This is a genomic window from Acinetobacter legionensis (genome assembly GCF_048552295.1).
Classification (GTDB): domain Bacteria; phylum Pseudomonadota; class Gammaproteobacteria; order Pseudomonadales; family Moraxellaceae; genus Acinetobacter.
In genome coordinates, this window is record NZ_JBIMCW010000006.1 from 115,873 (window position 1) to 129,211 (window position 13,339).

A 13,339-nucleotide genomic window follows, 5' to 3' on the forward strand; every position below is an offset into this window, starting at 1 on the left:
ACCTCAAGGATTATTTAGAATACAATTCTACAATCAAGCTTTCGTTGATTTCAGCAGGTAAATCAGAACGATCTGGTGCAGCTTTAAATGTACCTTCAAGTTTTGAATGATCTACTTCAATCCAAGCAGCTGTGCCACGTTGAGCAGCTAATTCAATCGCGTTTTTGATACGTAATTGTTGTTTAGCGCTTTCGTGAACTGCAATCACGTCGCCCGCTTTAACTTGGATAGACGCGATGTTAACACGACGACCATTTAAAGTGATTGAACGATGAGATACTAGCTGACGAGCTTCTGCACGTGTAGAACCAAAACCCATGCGATAAACAACGTTATCGAGGCGGCTTTCAAGCAATTTCAACAAGTTTTCACCTGTTGCGCCTTTAACACGAGCAGCTTCTTTGTAGTAATTACTAAATTGACGCTCTAAAACACCGTACATACGACGTACTTTTTGTTTTTCACGTAATTGTAGTGAATACTCTGATTGTTTAGCACGGCTTTGGCCATGTTGACCAGGAGCTTTAGCAGATTTTTTTGTTTTGACGTCAAATGGTTTAACGCCAGATTTTAATTGCAGGTCTGTCCCTTCGCGGCGAGAGAGTTTGCATTTTGGACCAATATAACGAGCCATGAATGTTTCTCCTTACACGCGACGTTTTTTAGGTGGACGGCAACCGTTGTGCGGGATCGGTGTCACGTCGGTAATGCTGTTAATTTTATAACCCACTGCACCTAATGCACGAACCGCAGATTCACGACCTGGACCAGGACCTTTAACAAGGACGTCCAAGTTTTTCAAACCGTAATCTAAAGCAGCTTTACCAGCAACTTCAGCAGCTACCTGAGCAGCAAACGGAGTTGATTTACGTGATCCACGGAAGCCTTGTCCACCTGAAGTAGCCCAAGCCAATGCATTACCTTGACGATCAGTAATCGTAACAATGGTGTTATTAAAAGAAGCGTGAATGTGTGCAACACCTTCAGAGACGGTACGAGTGACCTTCTTGCGTGCGCGAGTATCTTTAGCCATCTTTTAGCTTCCAGAAATCTTATTTCTTAATAGGTTTGCGCGGACCTTTACGGGTACGTGCGTTAGTTTTGGTGCGTTGTCCGCGAACAGGCAAGCTGCGACGATGACGAAGACCGCGGTAGCAGCCTAAATCCATTAAACGTTTAATGTTCATGGAAATTTCGCGACGTAAATCACCTTCGGTCGGAACCTTAGCAATTTCTGCACGAATCGCATCAAGCTGAGCATCATCTAATTCACGAATTTTCGTAGTAGTCGTAATACCTGCAGCAGCTAAAATGTTCTTAGCTGTGTGGCGACCAATACCAAAAATATACGTAAGAGAGATAACAGCATGCTTGTTATCCGGAATGTTTACACCGGCAATACGAGCCATTCAAATTTCTCCAAAAAGGCAGTAGAGATAATCAACCGCCCCACAAAAATCTTGAGGGGCGGATAATAACCTAATTAGCCTACTGAAATCAACAGGTCTTAATTAAATTAACCTTGACGCTGCTTATGACGAGGTTCTGCGCTGCAAATTACGCGAATAACCCCATTACGACGGATAACTTTACAGCTACCACAAATTTTCTTTACAGAAGCTTGTACTTTCATGATGAAACCTTCTAAGTGCGCTTATCCCTTAGGATGAGCAGTCGTTTTTCTCATTAACGATTGATCGTCATATTGATGTGATGTTAAGTGGGCTTGAAGCTGAGCCATAAAGTCCATAACAACTACAACTACGATGAGTAATGATGTACCACCCAAATGGAATGGAATACCAAAAGAACTCTGTAAAATCATCGGCATTAAACAGATGACGGTAATGTAGATTGCACCAATAAACGTCAAACGATTAAGAATATGATCTAAGTAACGAGCAGTTTGCTCACCTGGGCGAATACCAGGTACATAAGCTCCACTGCGTTTCAAGTTCTCTGATACTTCTTTCGGGCTAAAAACTAGCGCCGTATAGAAATAACAGAAAAAGATAATTAACGCACCGAAGAGCACTAAATATAACGGTTGTCCAGGCGATAATACCAATGCCAAATCTTGTAGGCTACGTTTTACAATTCCTGCATTTGGATCAGCACTGCCTAACCATTGACCTAAACTTGCAGGGAACAACAATAACGAACTAGCGAAAATTGCTGGAATAACCCCTGCCATGTTGATTTTCAATGGCAAATGCGTTTGCTGTGCAGTGAATACACGACGACCTTGCTGTTTTTGAGCATAGTTCACAGGTATACGACGTTGAGCTTTTTCAATAAACACAATTGCTGCTAAAACAGCAACTGATAGCAATCCAAAGATAGCCAAACCAATTAAACTTGATTGACCATTATCTACCGAAGTAAATGCCTGAATCACTAAATTTGGTAAACCAGCAACAATACCTGCAAAGATAATCATTGAGATACCATTACCAACACCACGTTCAGTAATTTGCTCGCCTAACCACATTAAGAACATGGTACCTGCAACTAACGATGTTAGCGCAGGAATGTAAAAAGCTAATCCTGAAGTCAAAGTAATACCTTGACTGATTAGACCAGCACACATTCCAATACCTTGGACTAATGCAAGTAATAGGGTGCCATAACGCGTATATTGATTAATCTTACGCTTACCTTGCTCGCCTTCTTTCTTCAATGCTTCTAACGAAGGAACCACTGTCGACATCAACTGCACAATAATTGATGCAGAAATATACGGCATGATCCCTAACGCAAGAATGGACATTCGTTCTAATGCTCCACCCGAGAACATATTAAACAAACCTAAAAAAGTACCTTCATTAGCTTTGAAAAAACGTTCTAGAGCAACATTATCAATACCCGGCAGCGGAATATGCGCTCCTAGTCGAAAGACTACCAATGCACCAATCAAGAACATTAATCGGCGAATAATTTCACGATATTTCACGTGAAATGGTTGACCTTTCATCATGTTGACATGACCTGAAGAACTAGGAGACATAGTCACTCGCGATTACTCCTCGACTTTACCGCCAGCAGCTTCAAGAGCAGCTTTAGCGCCTTTAGTCAATGCAACACCTTGAACAGTGAATGCACGAGTGATTTCACCAGAAAGAACAACACGAGCACGCAACATATCTTTACGTACAACATTCGCAGCTTTCAAAGTTTCAAGTGAAACAATATCACCTTCAACTTTAGCAAGTTCAGACAAACGTACTTCAGCAGTTTTCAAAGCCAATTGGCTTGTGAAACCGAATTTAGGTAAACGACGATATAACGCAGTTTGACCACCTTCAAAGCCTGGACGAACGCCACCACTTTTACGTGATTTTTGACCTTTGACACCACGGCCACCAGTCTTACCAACGCCAGAACCGATACCACGGCCTAAACGACGGTTGTCACGTTTTGCACCTTCAGCAGGTGCAAGCTCATTTAAACGCAGAGTCATGGCTTATTCCTCTACACTAACCATATAGTAGACTTTGTTGATCATACCACGGTTAGAAGGTGTATCTATTACTTCTACTGTATGACCAATACGACGCAGACCTAAACCTTGTAGGCAAAGTTTGTGATTTTTCAAACGATGCGAAGAAGATTTAGTCTGGGTAACTTTAATCGTTTTCATGATTGATTACCCTAAAATTTGTTCTACTGAAAGACCACGTTTAGCAGCAACTTTCTCAGGAGACGTCATATCACGTAAACCGTTAAAAGTTGCATTTACAACGTTAGCCGCGTTAGTAGAACCATAACATTTCGTCAATACGTTACGTACACCCGCAGCTTCTAAAACTGCGCGCATAGAACCACCAGCGATTACGCCAGTACCTTCTGATGCAGGTTGCATGTAAACACGGCTAGCGCCATGACGAGCATGAATAGGATGTTGTACAGTACCATCAACAAGATCAACAGTGATCATGTTACGGCGTGCAGCTTCAAGTGCTTTAGAAATAGCAGCTGGAACTTCACGCGCTTTACCGCGACCAAAACCTACACGACCATTACCATCACCCACAACAGTCAATGCTGTGAAAGAGAAGATACGACCACCCTTAACAACTTTGGCTACACGATCAACGGCAACCAGCTTTTCAACAAGACCTTCGTTTTGTTCAACTTTAGCCATGATTAGAACTCCAAGCCGTTTTCACGAGCAGCATCAGCCAAGGCTTTGATACGACCATGATATTTAAAACCAGAACGGTCAAATGCAACTTTAGTTACACCAGCAGCCTTTGCACGTTCTGCGATTAAAGCACCTACTTTAGTTGCTGAATCTACATTACCTGTAGTTCCGCTACGTAAAGATGCATCCAAAGTAGAAGCTTGCGCTAATACTTTGCCACCATCTGCAGAAATAACTTGAGCATAGATGTGACGCGGCGTGCGGTTTACACACAAGCGAGTCGCACCCAATGCACGAATGTGCAAGCGTGTGCTTTTCGCACGACGCAAACGGGATTGTTTCTTTTCGTTCATAAGAACCTCGCGCCTTATTTCTTCTTAGCTTCTTTACGAAGTACAACTTCGTCAGAATAGCGAACACCTTTACCTTTATACGGCTCTGGTGGACGATAACCACGGATTTCTGCAGCAACTTGACCTAACAATTGCTTGTTAGCTGATTTCAAAATGATTTCAGTAGCAGTCGGAGTTTCAGCAGTTACACCTTCAGGAAGAGCGTAATCAATCGGATGAGAATAACCAAGGTTAAGGTTCACAACTGTACCTTTAACCGCAGCTTTATAACCAACACCGATAAGTTGTAACTTACGTTCGAAGCCTTCATTAACACCTTTTACAAGGTTATTAAGAACAGCGCGAGCAGTACCAGCTTGCATCCAAGAATCGCGAGATTCTTTAACTGGAGCAATATGAAGTTGACCTTCTTCCTGTTTAAGCTCGACCAGCGCATGCAGGTTGAAAGACAACGTACCTTTGCTGCCTTTCACTTCGACCTGCCGGCCGTTCTGAGTAACTGCTACACCGTTAGGTACAGTTACTGGGGCTTTAGCCACACGAGACATGAGGAATCACCTATTAAGAAACAAAAGCAATAACTTCACCACCAACGCCTGCAGCACGTGCAGCGCGATCAGTCATGATGCCTTTGCTTGTAGAAACAATTGCAATACCTAAACCTTGCTTAACGCTTGGAAGTGCATCTTTACCGCGATACTGACGTAGACCTGGGCGGCTTACGCGTTTCACAGTTTCGATAACTGGTTTGCCTTCAAAATATTTTAAAGTAATTGTCAAAGTAGCTTTGCCTTCAAGATCAGCAACTTCTACATTTGAAATGTAACCTTCTTGTTGAAGTACGTTTGCAATTGCAACTTTCAACTTAGAATTAGGCATAGAAACAGTTTGTTTCTTTGCCATTTGTGCGTTACGAACACGTGTTAGCATGTCGGCAACGGTATCTTGCATACTCATTTATAGTCGCTCCTTACCAGCTTGCCTTAACAACGCCCGGTACATCACCCTGCATTACTGTGTCACGTAATTTGTTACGGCTTAAGCCGAACTTACGGAAGTAACCATGAGGACGACCAGTTAAACCACAACGGTTACGAAGACGTACTGGAGACGCATTACGTGGTAATGCTTGTAACTTCATCATCGCTTCGAAACGTTCTTCATCAGATGCATTTACGTTTGCAATCGTAGCTTTTAATTCAGCACGTTTTGCAGCGTATTTAGCAACTGTAGTTTCGCGTTTCAATTCGCGATTAATCATACTTTTCTTAGCCATATCGACCTCTTATTTGAACGGGAAGCCGAATGCACGGATTAGCGCACGGCCTTCGTCATCAGTACGAGCAGTCGTAGTGATAGTAATATCCATACCACGAATACGATCGATCTTATCAAAATCGATTTCAGGGAACATAATTTGTTCCTTGAGACCCATTGAATAATTACCACGACCATCGAATGATTTCGCAGAAAAACCGCGGAAGTCACGAATACGAGGAATCGCAATAGAGATCAAACGGTCTAAGAATTCGTACATTTGTTCGCCGCGTAAAGTTACTTTACAACCAATCGGCCAACCATCACGGATTTTAAAACCAGCGATTGATTTACGCGCTAATGTAAGAACTGGTTTTTGACCAGCAATAGCTTGCATATCCGCCAAAGCGCCATCTAACAATTTCTTGTCAGCTGAAGCTGCACCAACACCCATGTTGATGGTGATTTTAGTAACGCGAGGAATTTCCATCACGTTGCCCAAACCAAGTTCTTCTTTCAACTTAGCTCGGATTTCGTCGTTATAACGTGTTTTAAGTCTGGCCATAGCCTAGTTCAACCTATTACTTCGCTACCGCCACTGATTCACCATTTGATTTATAAACACGAGTTTTCGTGCCTTCAATCACTTGGTAACCAACACGGTCAGCCTTTTGGGTTGCAGCATTAAAAACTGCCACGTTTGAAATATGAAGCGAAGCTTCTTGTGTAACGATAGCGCCTTCAGCACCTGTTGCACGGTTCGGCTTTTGATGCTTCTTAACTAAATTAAGGCCTTCAACCTTAACTTGGTCATTTGAAACAGACAAAACAGTACCCTGTTTGCCTTTTTCTTTACCTGCGATCACAATTACTTGATCGCCTTTTCTAATCTTAGCCATGATTGCCTCTATTATAGAACTTCAGGAGCCAATGAAATGATTTTCATGAACTGTTCAGTACGAAGTTCACGAGTCACTGGTCCGAAAATACGAGTGGCAATCGGAGCCTTGTTGTTGTTCAAGATAACTGCAGCATTATCATCAAAACGGATCACAGAACCGTCTGGACGACGAATACCGAATTTAGTACGAACTACAACTGCATTCATCACGTCACCCTTTTTAACACGGCCACGTGGAATTGCTTCTTTTACAGTAACTTTAATAATGTCGCCAACAGAAGCATAACGACGATGTGAACCACCTAGTACTTTAATACATTGTACGCGGCGAGCACCACTGTTGTCTGCTACGTCTAGCATACTTTCGGTCTGAATCATTGCCCTACTCCAAAACCGAGCATCACCGGTCGCAATTTCGAAAGGCTCAAAGAGTACTCGAAATTGACCGATGATGCAACAAGAACGTCTAATTACTCAGCAGCTGCTTCAATAACTTCCACTAAAGTCCAAGCTTTAGTTTTTGAAATTGGGCGGCTTTCTTTAATGGTTACAACATCGCCAGTTTTAGCAGTGTTATTCTCATCATGAGCGTGTAATTTTGTTGAACGGCGGATTGATTTGCCATACAACGGGTGTTGAACGCGGCGTTCAATAAGTACAACAATAGACTTGTCCATTTTGTCACTTACTACTTTGCCTGTTAACGTGCGAACTGTTTGCTCACTCATTGTGCGTTCCCCTGTTTTTCGGTAAGGAGGGTCTTGATACGAGCAATAGTCTTACGAGTTAACGCAACTTCATGCGATTTACCCAATTGACCAGTTGCTTTCGCCATACGAAGACGGAATTGGTTAAGCTGTTGCTCATCTAGCAAAGCTGCCAACTCTTCTACCGATTTTTCACGTAGATCTTTAGTTTTCATTACATCACCGTCTTAGTAACGATAGTGGTTTTAAATGGAAGCTTAGCAGCTGCAAGCGTAAACGCTTCGCGTGCCAATTCTTCACTAACACCATCCATTTCGTACAAGATCTTACCTGGTTTGATTTGGCAAACCCAGTATTCCACAGAACCTTTACCTTTACCCATACGAACTTCTAATGGCTTTTCAGTAATTGGTTTGTCTGGGAAAACACGGATAAAGATCTTACCACCACGTTTAACACGACGGCTAATTGTACGACGCGCAGCTTCGATTTGACGAGCAGTCATTTGACCACGCTCAACAGATTTAAGTGCGATTGTACCGAAAGATACTGTGCTACCACGATGCGCTAGACCAGTGTTACGGCCCTTTTGCACCTTACGGAATTTAGTACGTTTAGGTTGCAACATGGATTATTCTCCTTTTTCAGCAGAACGATCATTGCGACGACCACGACGCTCTTGACCTTCACCACGACCGCGACCGCGTTTAGCTGGACGTTCTTCAGCAGGAGCAGGGTTCATGACTTGTTTCATGCCACCTAAGATCTCACCACGGAAAATCCAAACTTTAACACCAATCGTACCGTAAGTAGTTTCAGCACGCATAGTTGCATAGTCGATGTCAGCACGAAGTGTATGTAAAGGTACACGACCTTCACGATACCATTCAGTACGTGCAATTTCTGCACCACCTAAACGACCAGAAACCTCAACTTTGATACCTTTAGCACCAGCACGCATAGTGTTTTGAACCGCACGCTTCATAGCACGACGGAACATTACACGCTTCTCTAATTGTGAAGCAATTGCTTCAGCAACTAAACGAGCGTCTAAATCTGGGCGATCGATTTCGTTGATGCTTACTTGCGCTGGAACACCCATAATCTTGGTGAGTTCACGCTGTAATTTCTCAATGTCTTCGCCTTTTTTACCGATAACGATACCTGGACGAGCAGTGCTAATAGTTACTTTAGCAGCGCCTGTAGGACGTTCGATAAGAATTTTGCTGATCATCGCGCTTTTAAGTTTTTTAGTTAAAAACTCACGAACTTGAAGATCTTTAAGCAAATATTCAGCGTATTGTTTCGGACTCGCATACCAGTTGGCGTTATGACGTTTTACAACACCAAGGCGGATACCGATTGGATGAACCTTCTGACCCATATCAAACCCCTACCTTAACGGTAATGTGACAAGTACGCTTAGTAATACGATCTGCACGGCCTTTAGCACGTGGCATAATACGTTTAAGGCTCGTGCCTTCATCAACGTAAATCGTAGTAACCTTAAGGTCGTCTACATCTAAACTGTTATTGTGTTCAGCGTTTGCAATTGCAGATTCCAATGCTTTTTTTACTATAACTGCAGCTTTCTTATTGCTGAAGTTTAAGATATTAAGCGCGTGAGCAATAGATTTGCCACGGATTAGATCTGCAACCAAACGAGTTTTTTGTGCCGAGATAGCGGCACCGCGTAATTTAGCAGTAACTTCCATCATAGCACCTTAACGTTTAGACTTCTTGTCAACACCGTGACCACGATAGGTACGAGTTGGCGCGAATTCACCGAGTTTGTGACCAACCATATGTTCAGATACGATCACTGGAACATGGTTACGACCATTATGTACAGAAATTGTTAAACCAACAAAATCCGGGAGGATCATCGAACGACGCGACCAAGTTTTGATCGGCTTACGGTTATTAGCCGCGATAGCCGCTTCAACCTTAGCGAACAAGTGCGCATCGACGAATGGGCCTTTTTTCAGAGAACGAGGCATTGTCAGATTCCTTTACTTGTTACTTAACGCGACGGTCGCGAATGATCATCTTAGTCGTACGCTTATTGGTACGTGTTTTGTACCCTTTAGCTTTTTGACCCCATGGGCTTACAGGTTGAATACCTTTGTTACGCCCTTCACCACCACCATGTGGATGGTCAACTGGGTTCATCGCCATACCACGAACGGTAGGACGAACACCACGCCAGCGTGCAGCACCTGCTTTACCAAGTGAACGAAGGTTGCTTTCTGAGTTAGATACTTCACCTAACACAGCGCGACATTCAACGTGTACTTTACGCATTTCGCCTGAACGAAGACGAATAATTGCGTAAGAACCGTCACGACCCAACAATTGAGCAGAAGTACCAGCAGAACGCACTAACTGTGCACCTTTACCGATTTTAAGCTCAATGTTATGTAATGTAGAACCGATAGGCATATTACGAAGCGGCAAGCAGTTACCTGGACGAATTGGAGCATCGTTACCAGATTGTACTTTATCACCAGCACGTAAGCCTTTAGCGGCAATAATATAACGACGTTCACCGTCAGCATATTTCAATAAAGCAATATGAGATGTACGGTTAGGATCGTATTCAATACGCTCAACTACAGCTGGGATGCCGTCTTTGTTACGTTTGAAGTCAACAATACGGTAGTTTTGTTTATGACCACCACCAACATGACGAGTGGTAATGTGACCATTATTATTACGACCACCAGTACGTTTCTTAGCTTCAACCAACGGTGCATAAGGCGCGCCTTTGTGAAGATGATTATGAACCACCTTCTCTACAAAGCGACGTCCTGGAGACGTTGGCTTACATTTTTGAATTGGCATAATTTTCGTCCTTATTCCGCTGTGCTTTCAGCGGTATCGCCCAAGTCAGCCATTTCAACATCTTGGCCAGCTTTCAGGGTGACGTATGCTTTTTTAACATCAGAACGACGTCCCAATGTTTTACCAAAGCGCTTAGTCTTACCTTTAGTGATAGTCGTGTTAACTTTAACAACTTCTACACCAAACAATTGCTCTACTGCTTTTTTGATTTCAAGTTTGTTTGCATCAATAGCAACCTTAAAAACTTGAACACCAGCAGTTTCGCCTAGAACTTGTGCTTTTTCTGAAAAAACAGGCCCTTTTAGGACTTGATAGATACGTTCGTTGTTCATCCGAGTTCTACCTCAATCTTCTTAGCAGCCGCAACAGACATAACAACTTTATCAAACGCGATCAAGCCAACAGGATCGATCCCAGCAGCATCAACCACATCAACGTGTGGAAGGTTACGAGCAGCTAAATATAGATTTTCATCTACAGCTTCAGTAACGATTAATGCGCGAGTAGCGTTCAAGCCGTTAAGTTTAGCAAGCAATTCTTTAGTTTTAGGTGCTTCAACAGCAAACTCTTCAACTAGAACAAGACGATCTTGGCGAACAAGTTCAGCTAAGATACATTGCATTGCACCGCGGTACATTTTACGGTTAACTTTTTGAGACCAATCTTGTGGACGAGCAGCAAAAGTTTTACCACCACCAACCCAGATTGGGCTACGAATAGAACCCGCACGAGCTCGGCCAGTACCTTTTTGACGGAATGGTTTCTTACCACCGCCAGAAACGTCTGCACGTGATTTCTGAGCTTTAGAACCTTGACGACCACCAGCTAAATAAGCTGTAACAACTTGGTGTACAAGAGCTTCATTAAAATCACGACCGAAAGCTACTTCTGATAATTCAACAGCAGAGCCGGAAACAGTTTTTAAATTCACGTTATTTCCCCTCAGGCCTTGATCGTAGGACGAACGATAACGTCGCCACCAGTAGCACCAGGAATCGCACCTTTAACAACAAGAACTGAACGTTCTGCGTCGATAGATACAATTTCAAGACCTTGAACTGTTACGCGTTCAGCACCTAAATGGCCAGCCATTTTTTTGCCTTTAAATACGCGACCAGGGGTCTGGTTTTGACCTGTAGAACCCAAAACACGATGCGACAAAGAGTTACCATGTGTAGCATCTTGCGTACGGAAGTTCCAACGCTTAACACCACCTTGGAAGCCTTTACCTTTTGATTGACCAGTTACGTCAACAACTTGACCTACTGCGAACAAATCAACACCGATAGTTCCACCAACTTCACGACCTTCAAGATCAGCTTCTGTAGCACGGAATTCGCTAACTAAACGACCAGCAGCCACACCAGCTTTCGCAAAGTGACCTTTCTGAGCATTTGTTACGCGAGATTCGCGACGTTCACCAGTAGTGATTTGAATCGCTTGATAACCATCAGTTTCAAGCGTTTTGATTTGAGTGATACGGTTAGGATCAACCTCAATCACTGTTACAGGCACAGAAACACCAGCATCTGTAAAGATACGTGTCATACCGCACTTGCGACCGACTAAACCAATAGCCATGTGCATAAACCTCTAAAAAAGCGGCCTAATTAACTTATAAAGCGTTAATTAACCGAAAGCCTTAACCCAATGCGATCTGAACATCAACACCAGCTGCAAGATCCAACTTCATCAACGCATCTACAGTTTTGTCTGTAGGTTGAACGATGTCGATCAAACGTTTATATGTGCGGATTTCATATTGGTCACGCGCATCTTTGTTCACGTGTGGTGATGTTAAAACGTTAAAACGTTCGATGCGAGTAGGCATCGGAATTGGACCACATACTTGTGCGCCAGTACGTTTTGCTGTTTCTACGATCTCTTGAGAAGATTGATCAATTAAACGATGATCAAAAGACTTAAGACGGATACGAATTCTCTGGTTAGACATACCAGTTAACTCCAAGCCAAATATATAAAGAATCACCCTTGACGCATCTCACCCCACTAAAGTAGGCAAGTGTCAAAGGCAGTGAAAATCACTAAGGTCGTGATCGATGCCACGACTGTAACGATCTGAATGACTTTCTTCGCCATTCACCCCACCATATTGGAGGGTCGCTCATTATAACGATTGTTTAACACTTAAGCAAACTTATTTGGACATTTTTACCTTTTTTTGAGTAATTAATTATAAATAAAGCGCTTATTATTTAAACACCAACTTAAACCCTCAAAACGTAGTCAATCGCATGATTGAGTAACTGATTACCAATCACATAGTCCATTTGTTGTGATTTTTTTAAATCCAATAATGATTGACTGTGTAGCCCACTAAACACCATATCCTCTTCTTCATGTTCAATGAAAATTTTTAAGCTATGCGGGGTGATTTCTGGATGAAACTGAAATCCCAACACATTCTTGCCTATTTGATAAAGTTGGTTGGGACATGCTGGATTCTCCGCCAAACGAATTGCACCTTTAGGAATATCAAAGGTCTCACTATGCCATTGCATGACATTGACCCGCTCAGGCAATTGGAAATAATCTTCTGGCACATGGTTGCTTTTATTGACCAAGGTCCAACCGATTTCCCGTACAGTATTACGTCGAACATTAGCACCTAGAGCATTGGCTATCAGCTGCCCACCCAAACACAAACCGATTGCAGGCTTTTCCGATGCTAAATAGCGGCGAATCCATCGTTTTTCAACCTTTAACCAAGGATAGTTAGCTTCATCATTTACACTCATTTCCCCACCCATAATGATGAGTAAATCCACATCATTGACATGCGGTAAAGCTTCTATTTCTAACTGAGAATCTATAGGTAAAGCAAAAAATTCTGTTGCAGTAATTTCTGCGCCCATTGCTTTCAAATACTCATAACAGCTTCCAAAGCCTTCACCTGCAATATGCTGAAAATAATGCACTTTAAGTTTTTTCATGTTATCACCTATTCTTGTTGTATCAATTACGCTACAAATCACAAAACATAGTCTGATAAATGCAAAAATGAAGCCAATATCAATTTTATTTATTATTTTTCACAATTTATTGCTTTTCGTCACTGAGCGATTATGTTTTGCTTACTTTAGTCCAGCTATTAACAAAAATTGAGTATTCC

26 protein-coding genes and 1 pseudogene are annotated in these 13,339 nt (G+C 42.5%); all 27 read right to left on the reverse strand.

The window, feature by feature from the left end; all coding sequences use genetic code 11:
* Positions 1 to 10: 10 nt before the first annotated feature.
* Entirely contained in the window at positions 11 to 634 is a 624-nt protein-coding gene (gene rpsD, locus ACG916_RS06815) for a 30S ribosomal protein S4 (RefSeq protein ID WP_004725725.1), read from the reverse strand.
* A gap of 12 nt (positions 635 to 646) precedes the next feature.
* Entirely contained in the window at positions 647 to 1,033 is a 387-nt protein-coding gene (gene rpsK, locus ACG916_RS06820) for a 30S ribosomal protein S11 (protein WP_004281491.1), read from the reverse strand.
* A 19-nt stretch (positions 1,034 to 1,052) separates the two neighbouring features.
* Positions 1,053 to 1,409, reverse strand: a complete 357-nt coding sequence (gene rpsM, locus ACG916_RS06825) for a 30S ribosomal protein S13 (RefSeq protein ID WP_336953497.1) — start codon at positions 1,407 to 1,409, stop codon at positions 1,053 to 1,055.
* A gap of 107 nt (positions 1,410 to 1,516) precedes the next feature.
* Positions 1,517 to 1,633: a 50S ribosomal protein L36 gene (rpmJ, locus tag ACG916_RS06830; protein ID WP_000867907.1), complete on the reverse strand. Its 117-nt coding sequence runs from the start codon at positions 1,631 to 1,633 to the stop codon at positions 1,517 to 1,519.
* Between the two features lie 21 nt (positions 1,634 to 1,654).
* Entirely contained in the window at positions 1,655 to 2,974 is a 1,320-nt protein-coding gene (secY, locus tag ACG916_RS06835) for a preprotein translocase subunit SecY (protein ID WP_171066869.1), read from the reverse strand.
* Between the two features lie 45 nt (positions 2,975 to 3,019).
* Positions 3,020 to 3,460 (reverse strand): 50S ribosomal protein L15, encoded by a 441-nt coding sequence (gene rplO / locus ACG916_RS06840; protein WP_336953496.1) that lies wholly within the window; start codon positions 3,458 to 3,460, stop codon positions 3,020 to 3,022.
* 3 nt (positions 3,461 to 3,463) lie between these two features.
* Entirely contained in the window at positions 3,464 to 3,640 is a 177-nt protein-coding gene (gene rpmD, locus ACG916_RS06845) for a 50S ribosomal protein L30 (protein ID WP_004725717.1), read from the reverse strand.
* 6 nt (positions 3,641 to 3,646) lie between these two features.
* On the reverse strand, positions 3,647 to 4,144 hold the full coding sequence (gene rpsE / locus ACG916_RS06850) for a 30S ribosomal protein S5 (protein WP_004725715.1): 498 nt from the start codon (positions 4,142 to 4,144) through the stop codon (positions 3,647 to 3,649).
* 2 nt (positions 4,145 to 4,146) lie between these two features.
* Positions 4,147 to 4,497 (reverse strand): 50S ribosomal protein L18, encoded by a 351-nt coding sequence (gene rplR, locus ACG916_RS06855; RefSeq protein ID WP_004725713.1) that lies wholly within the window; start codon positions 4,495 to 4,497, stop codon positions 4,147 to 4,149.
* Between the two features lie 14 nt (positions 4,498 to 4,511).
* Positions 4,512 to 5,045 carry a 50S ribosomal protein L6 gene (rplF, locus tag ACG916_RS06860; RefSeq protein ID WP_004725711.1) on the reverse strand — a complete coding sequence of 178 codons (534 nt, stop codon included), beginning with the start codon at positions 5,043 to 5,045 and terminating at the stop codon, positions 4,512 to 4,514.
* A 13-nt stretch (positions 5,046 to 5,058) separates the two neighbouring features.
* Positions 5,059 to 5,454: a 30S ribosomal protein S8 gene (rpsH, locus tag ACG916_RS06865; RefSeq protein WP_004725709.1), complete on the reverse strand. Its 396-nt coding sequence runs from the start codon at positions 5,452 to 5,454 to the stop codon at positions 5,059 to 5,061.
* 13 nt (positions 5,455 to 5,467) lie between these two features.
* The gene (rpsN, locus tag ACG916_RS06870; RefSeq protein WP_004725707.1) at positions 5,468 to 5,773 is read right to left on the reverse strand and encodes a 30S ribosomal protein S14; all 306 of its coding nucleotides are present in this window, start codon (positions 5,771 to 5,773) and stop codon (positions 5,468 to 5,470) included.
* A gap of 9 nt (positions 5,774 to 5,782) precedes the next feature.
* Positions 5,783 to 6,319 carry a 50S ribosomal protein L5 gene (gene rplE / locus ACG916_RS06875; RefSeq protein ID WP_336953495.1) on the reverse strand — a complete coding sequence of 179 codons (537 nt, stop codon included), beginning with the start codon at positions 6,317 to 6,319 and terminating at the stop codon, positions 5,783 to 5,785.
* Between the two features lie 16 nt (positions 6,320 to 6,335).
* Positions 6,336 to 6,653 carry a 50S ribosomal protein L24 gene (gene rplX / locus ACG916_RS06880; protein WP_336953494.1) on the reverse strand — a complete coding sequence of 106 codons (318 nt, stop codon included), beginning with the start codon at positions 6,651 to 6,653 and terminating at the stop codon, positions 6,336 to 6,338.
* 11 nt (positions 6,654 to 6,664) lie between these two features.
* The gene (rplN, locus tag ACG916_RS06885; RefSeq protein WP_004725701.1) at positions 6,665 to 7,033 is read right to left on the reverse strand and encodes a 50S ribosomal protein L14; all 369 of its coding nucleotides are present in this window, start codon (positions 7,031 to 7,033) and stop codon (positions 6,665 to 6,667) included.
* A 92-nt stretch (positions 7,034 to 7,125) separates the two neighbouring features.
* Entirely contained in the window at positions 7,126 to 7,383 is a 258-nt protein-coding gene (gene rpsQ / locus ACG916_RS06890; protein WP_004725698.1) for a 30S ribosomal protein S17, read from the reverse strand.
* Positions 7,380 to 7,577 carry a 50S ribosomal protein L29 gene (rpmC, locus tag ACG916_RS06895; RefSeq protein ID WP_004725696.1) on the reverse strand — a complete coding sequence of 66 codons (198 nt, stop codon included), beginning with the start codon at positions 7,575 to 7,577 and terminating at the stop codon, positions 7,380 to 7,382. The genes rpsQ and rpmC overlap by 4 nt, the downstream gene beginning before the upstream one ends.
* The gene (gene rplP, locus ACG916_RS06900) at positions 7,577 to 7,990 is read right to left on the reverse strand and encodes a 50S ribosomal protein L16 (protein WP_004725694.1); all 414 of its coding nucleotides are present in this window, start codon (positions 7,988 to 7,990) and stop codon (positions 7,577 to 7,579) included. The genes rpmC and rplP overlap by 1 nt, the downstream gene beginning before the upstream one ends.
* Positions 7,930 to 8,746 (reverse strand): annotated as a pseudogene (gene rpsC, locus ACG916_RS06905) (30S ribosomal protein S3). Before rpsC ends, rplP begins: the two are co-directional and overlap by 61 nt.
* A 1-nt stretch (position 8,747) precedes the next feature.
* Positions 8,748 to 9,077 (reverse strand): 50S ribosomal protein L22, encoded by a 330-nt coding sequence (gene rplV, locus ACG916_RS06910; protein ID WP_004725688.1) that lies wholly within the window; start codon positions 9,075 to 9,077, stop codon positions 8,748 to 8,750.
* 9 nt (positions 9,078 to 9,086) lie between these two features.
* Positions 9,087 to 9,362: a 30S ribosomal protein S19 gene (gene rpsS / locus ACG916_RS06915; protein ID WP_004281508.1), complete on the reverse strand. Its 276-nt coding sequence runs from the start codon at positions 9,360 to 9,362 to the stop codon at positions 9,087 to 9,089.
* A gap of 19 nt (positions 9,363 to 9,381) precedes the next feature.
* Positions 9,382 to 10,206 (reverse strand): 50S ribosomal protein L2, encoded by an 825-nt coding sequence (gene rplB, locus ACG916_RS06920; RefSeq protein ID WP_004725686.1) that lies wholly within the window; start codon positions 10,204 to 10,206, stop codon positions 9,382 to 9,384.
* A gap of 11 nt (positions 10,207 to 10,217) precedes the next feature.
* The gene (gene rplW / locus ACG916_RS06925; RefSeq protein WP_004725684.1) at positions 10,218 to 10,538 is read right to left on the reverse strand and encodes a 50S ribosomal protein L23; all 321 of its coding nucleotides are present in this window, start codon (positions 10,536 to 10,538) and stop codon (positions 10,218 to 10,220) included.
* A complete protein-coding gene (rplD, locus tag ACG916_RS06930) occupies positions 10,535 to 11,137 on the reverse strand; it encodes a 50S ribosomal protein L4 (protein WP_004725681.1) in 603 nt (200 codons plus the stop codon). The genes rplW and rplD overlap by 4 nt, the downstream gene beginning before the upstream one ends.
* 11 nt (positions 11,138 to 11,148) lie before the next feature.
* The gene (gene rplC, locus ACG916_RS06935; RefSeq protein WP_004725679.1) at positions 11,149 to 11,787 is read right to left on the reverse strand and encodes a 50S ribosomal protein L3; all 639 of its coding nucleotides are present in this window, start codon (positions 11,785 to 11,787) and stop codon (positions 11,149 to 11,151) included.
* A gap of 61 nt (positions 11,788 to 11,848) precedes the next feature.
* Complete coding sequence (rpsJ, locus tag ACG916_RS06940) at positions 11,849 to 12,160, reverse strand: 30S ribosomal protein S10 (protein ID WP_004725677.1); 312 nt, start codon at positions 12,158 to 12,160, stop codon at positions 11,849 to 11,851.
* Between the two features lie 274 nt (positions 12,161 to 12,434).
* Positions 12,435 to 13,160: a type 1 glutamine amidotransferase gene (locus tag ACG916_RS06945; protein ID WP_419327703.1), complete on the reverse strand. Its 726-nt coding sequence runs from the start codon at positions 13,158 to 13,160 to the stop codon at positions 12,435 to 12,437.
* Positions 13,161 to 13,339 lie beyond the last annotated feature (179 nt).

Bases quoted from the DNA above. Each gene is read 5' to 3' on its own strand.
- rpsD (WP_004725725.1), bottom strand. From the start codon at position 634: ATGGCTCGTTATATTGGTCCAAAATGCAAACTCTCTCGCCGCGAAGGG.
- rpsK (WP_004281491.1), bottom strand. From the start codon at position 1,033: ATGGCTAAAGATACTCGCGCACGCAAGAAGGTCACTCGTACCGTCTCT.
- rpsM (WP_336953497.1), bottom strand. From the start codon at position 1,409: ATGGCTCGTATTGCCGGTGTAAACATTCCGGATAACAAGCATGCTGTT.
- rpmJ (WP_000867907.1), bottom strand. From the start codon at position 1,633: ATGAAAGTACAAGCTTCTGTAAAGAAAATTTGTGGTAGCTGTAAAGTT.
- secY (WP_171066869.1), bottom strand. From the start codon at position 2,974: ATGAAAGGTCAACCATTTCACGTGAAATATCGTGAAATTATTCGCCGA.
- rplO (WP_336953496.1), bottom strand. From the start codon at position 3,460: ATGACTCTGCGTTTAAATGAGCTTGCACCTGCTGAAGGTGCAAAACGT.
- rpmD (WP_004725717.1), bottom strand. From the start codon at position 3,640: ATGAAAACGATTAAAGTTACCCAGACTAAATCTTCTTCGCATCGTTTG.
- rpsE (WP_004725715.1), bottom strand. From the start codon at position 4,144: ATGGCTAAAGTTGAACAAAACGAAGGTCTTGTTGAAAAGCTGGTTGCC.
- rplR (WP_004725713.1), bottom strand. From the start codon at position 4,497: ATGAACGAAAAGAAACAATCCCGTTTGCGTCGTGCGAAAAGCACACGC.
- rplF (WP_004725711.1), bottom strand. From the start codon at position 5,045: ATGTCTCGTGTGGCTAAAGCCCCAGTAACTGTACCTAACGGTGTAGCA.
- rpsH (WP_004725709.1), bottom strand. From the start codon at position 5,454: ATGAGTATGCAAGATACCGTTGCCGACATGCTAACACGTGTTCGTAAC.
- rpsN (WP_004725707.1), bottom strand. From the start codon at position 5,773: ATGGCTAAGAAAAGTATGATTAATCGCGAATTGAAACGCGAAACTACA.
- rplE (WP_336953495.1), bottom strand. From the start codon at position 6,319: ATGGCCAGACTTAAAACACGTTATAACGACGAAATCCGAGCTAAGTTG.
- rplX (WP_336953494.1), bottom strand. From the start codon at position 6,653: ATGGCTAAGATTAGAAAAGGCGATCAAGTAATTGTGATCGCAGGTAAA.
- rplN (WP_004725701.1), bottom strand. From the start codon at position 7,033: ATGATTCAGACCGAAAGTATGCTAGACGTAGCAGACAACAGTGGTGCT.
- rpsQ (WP_004725698.1), bottom strand. From the start codon at position 7,383: ATGAGTGAGCAAACAGTTCGCACGTTAACAGGCAAAGTAGTAAGTGAC.
- rpmC (WP_004725696.1), bottom strand. From the start codon at position 7,577: ATGAAAACTAAAGATCTACGTGAAAAATCGGTAGAAGAGTTGGCAGCT.
- rplP (WP_004725694.1), bottom strand. From the start codon at position 7,990: ATGTTGCAACCTAAACGTACTAAATTCCGTAAGGTGCAAAAGGGCCGT.
- rplV (WP_004725688.1), bottom strand. From the start codon at position 9,077: ATGGAAGTTACTGCTAAATTACGCGGTGCCGCTATCTCGGCACAAAAA.
- rpsS (WP_004281508.1), bottom strand. From the start codon at position 9,362: ATGCCTCGTTCTCTGAAAAAAGGCCCATTCGTCGATGCGCACTTGTTC.
- rplB (WP_004725686.1), bottom strand. From the start codon at position 10,206: ATGCCAATTCAAAAATGTAAGCCAACGTCTCCAGGACGTCGCTTTGTA.
- rplW (WP_004725684.1), bottom strand. From the start codon at position 10,538: ATGAACAACGAACGTATCTATCAAGTCCTAAAAGGGCCTGTTTTTTCA.
- rplC (WP_004725679.1), bottom strand. From the start codon at position 11,787: ATGGCTATTGGTTTAGTCGGTCGCAAGTGCGGTATGACACGTATCTTT.
- rpsJ (WP_004725677.1), bottom strand. From the start codon at position 12,160: ATGTCTAACCAGAGAATTCGTATCCGTCTTAAGTCTTTTGATCATCGT.
- ACG916_RS06945 (WP_419327703.1), bottom strand. From the start codon at position 13,160: ATGAAAAAACTTAAAGTGCATTATTTTCAGCATATTGCAGGTGAAGGC.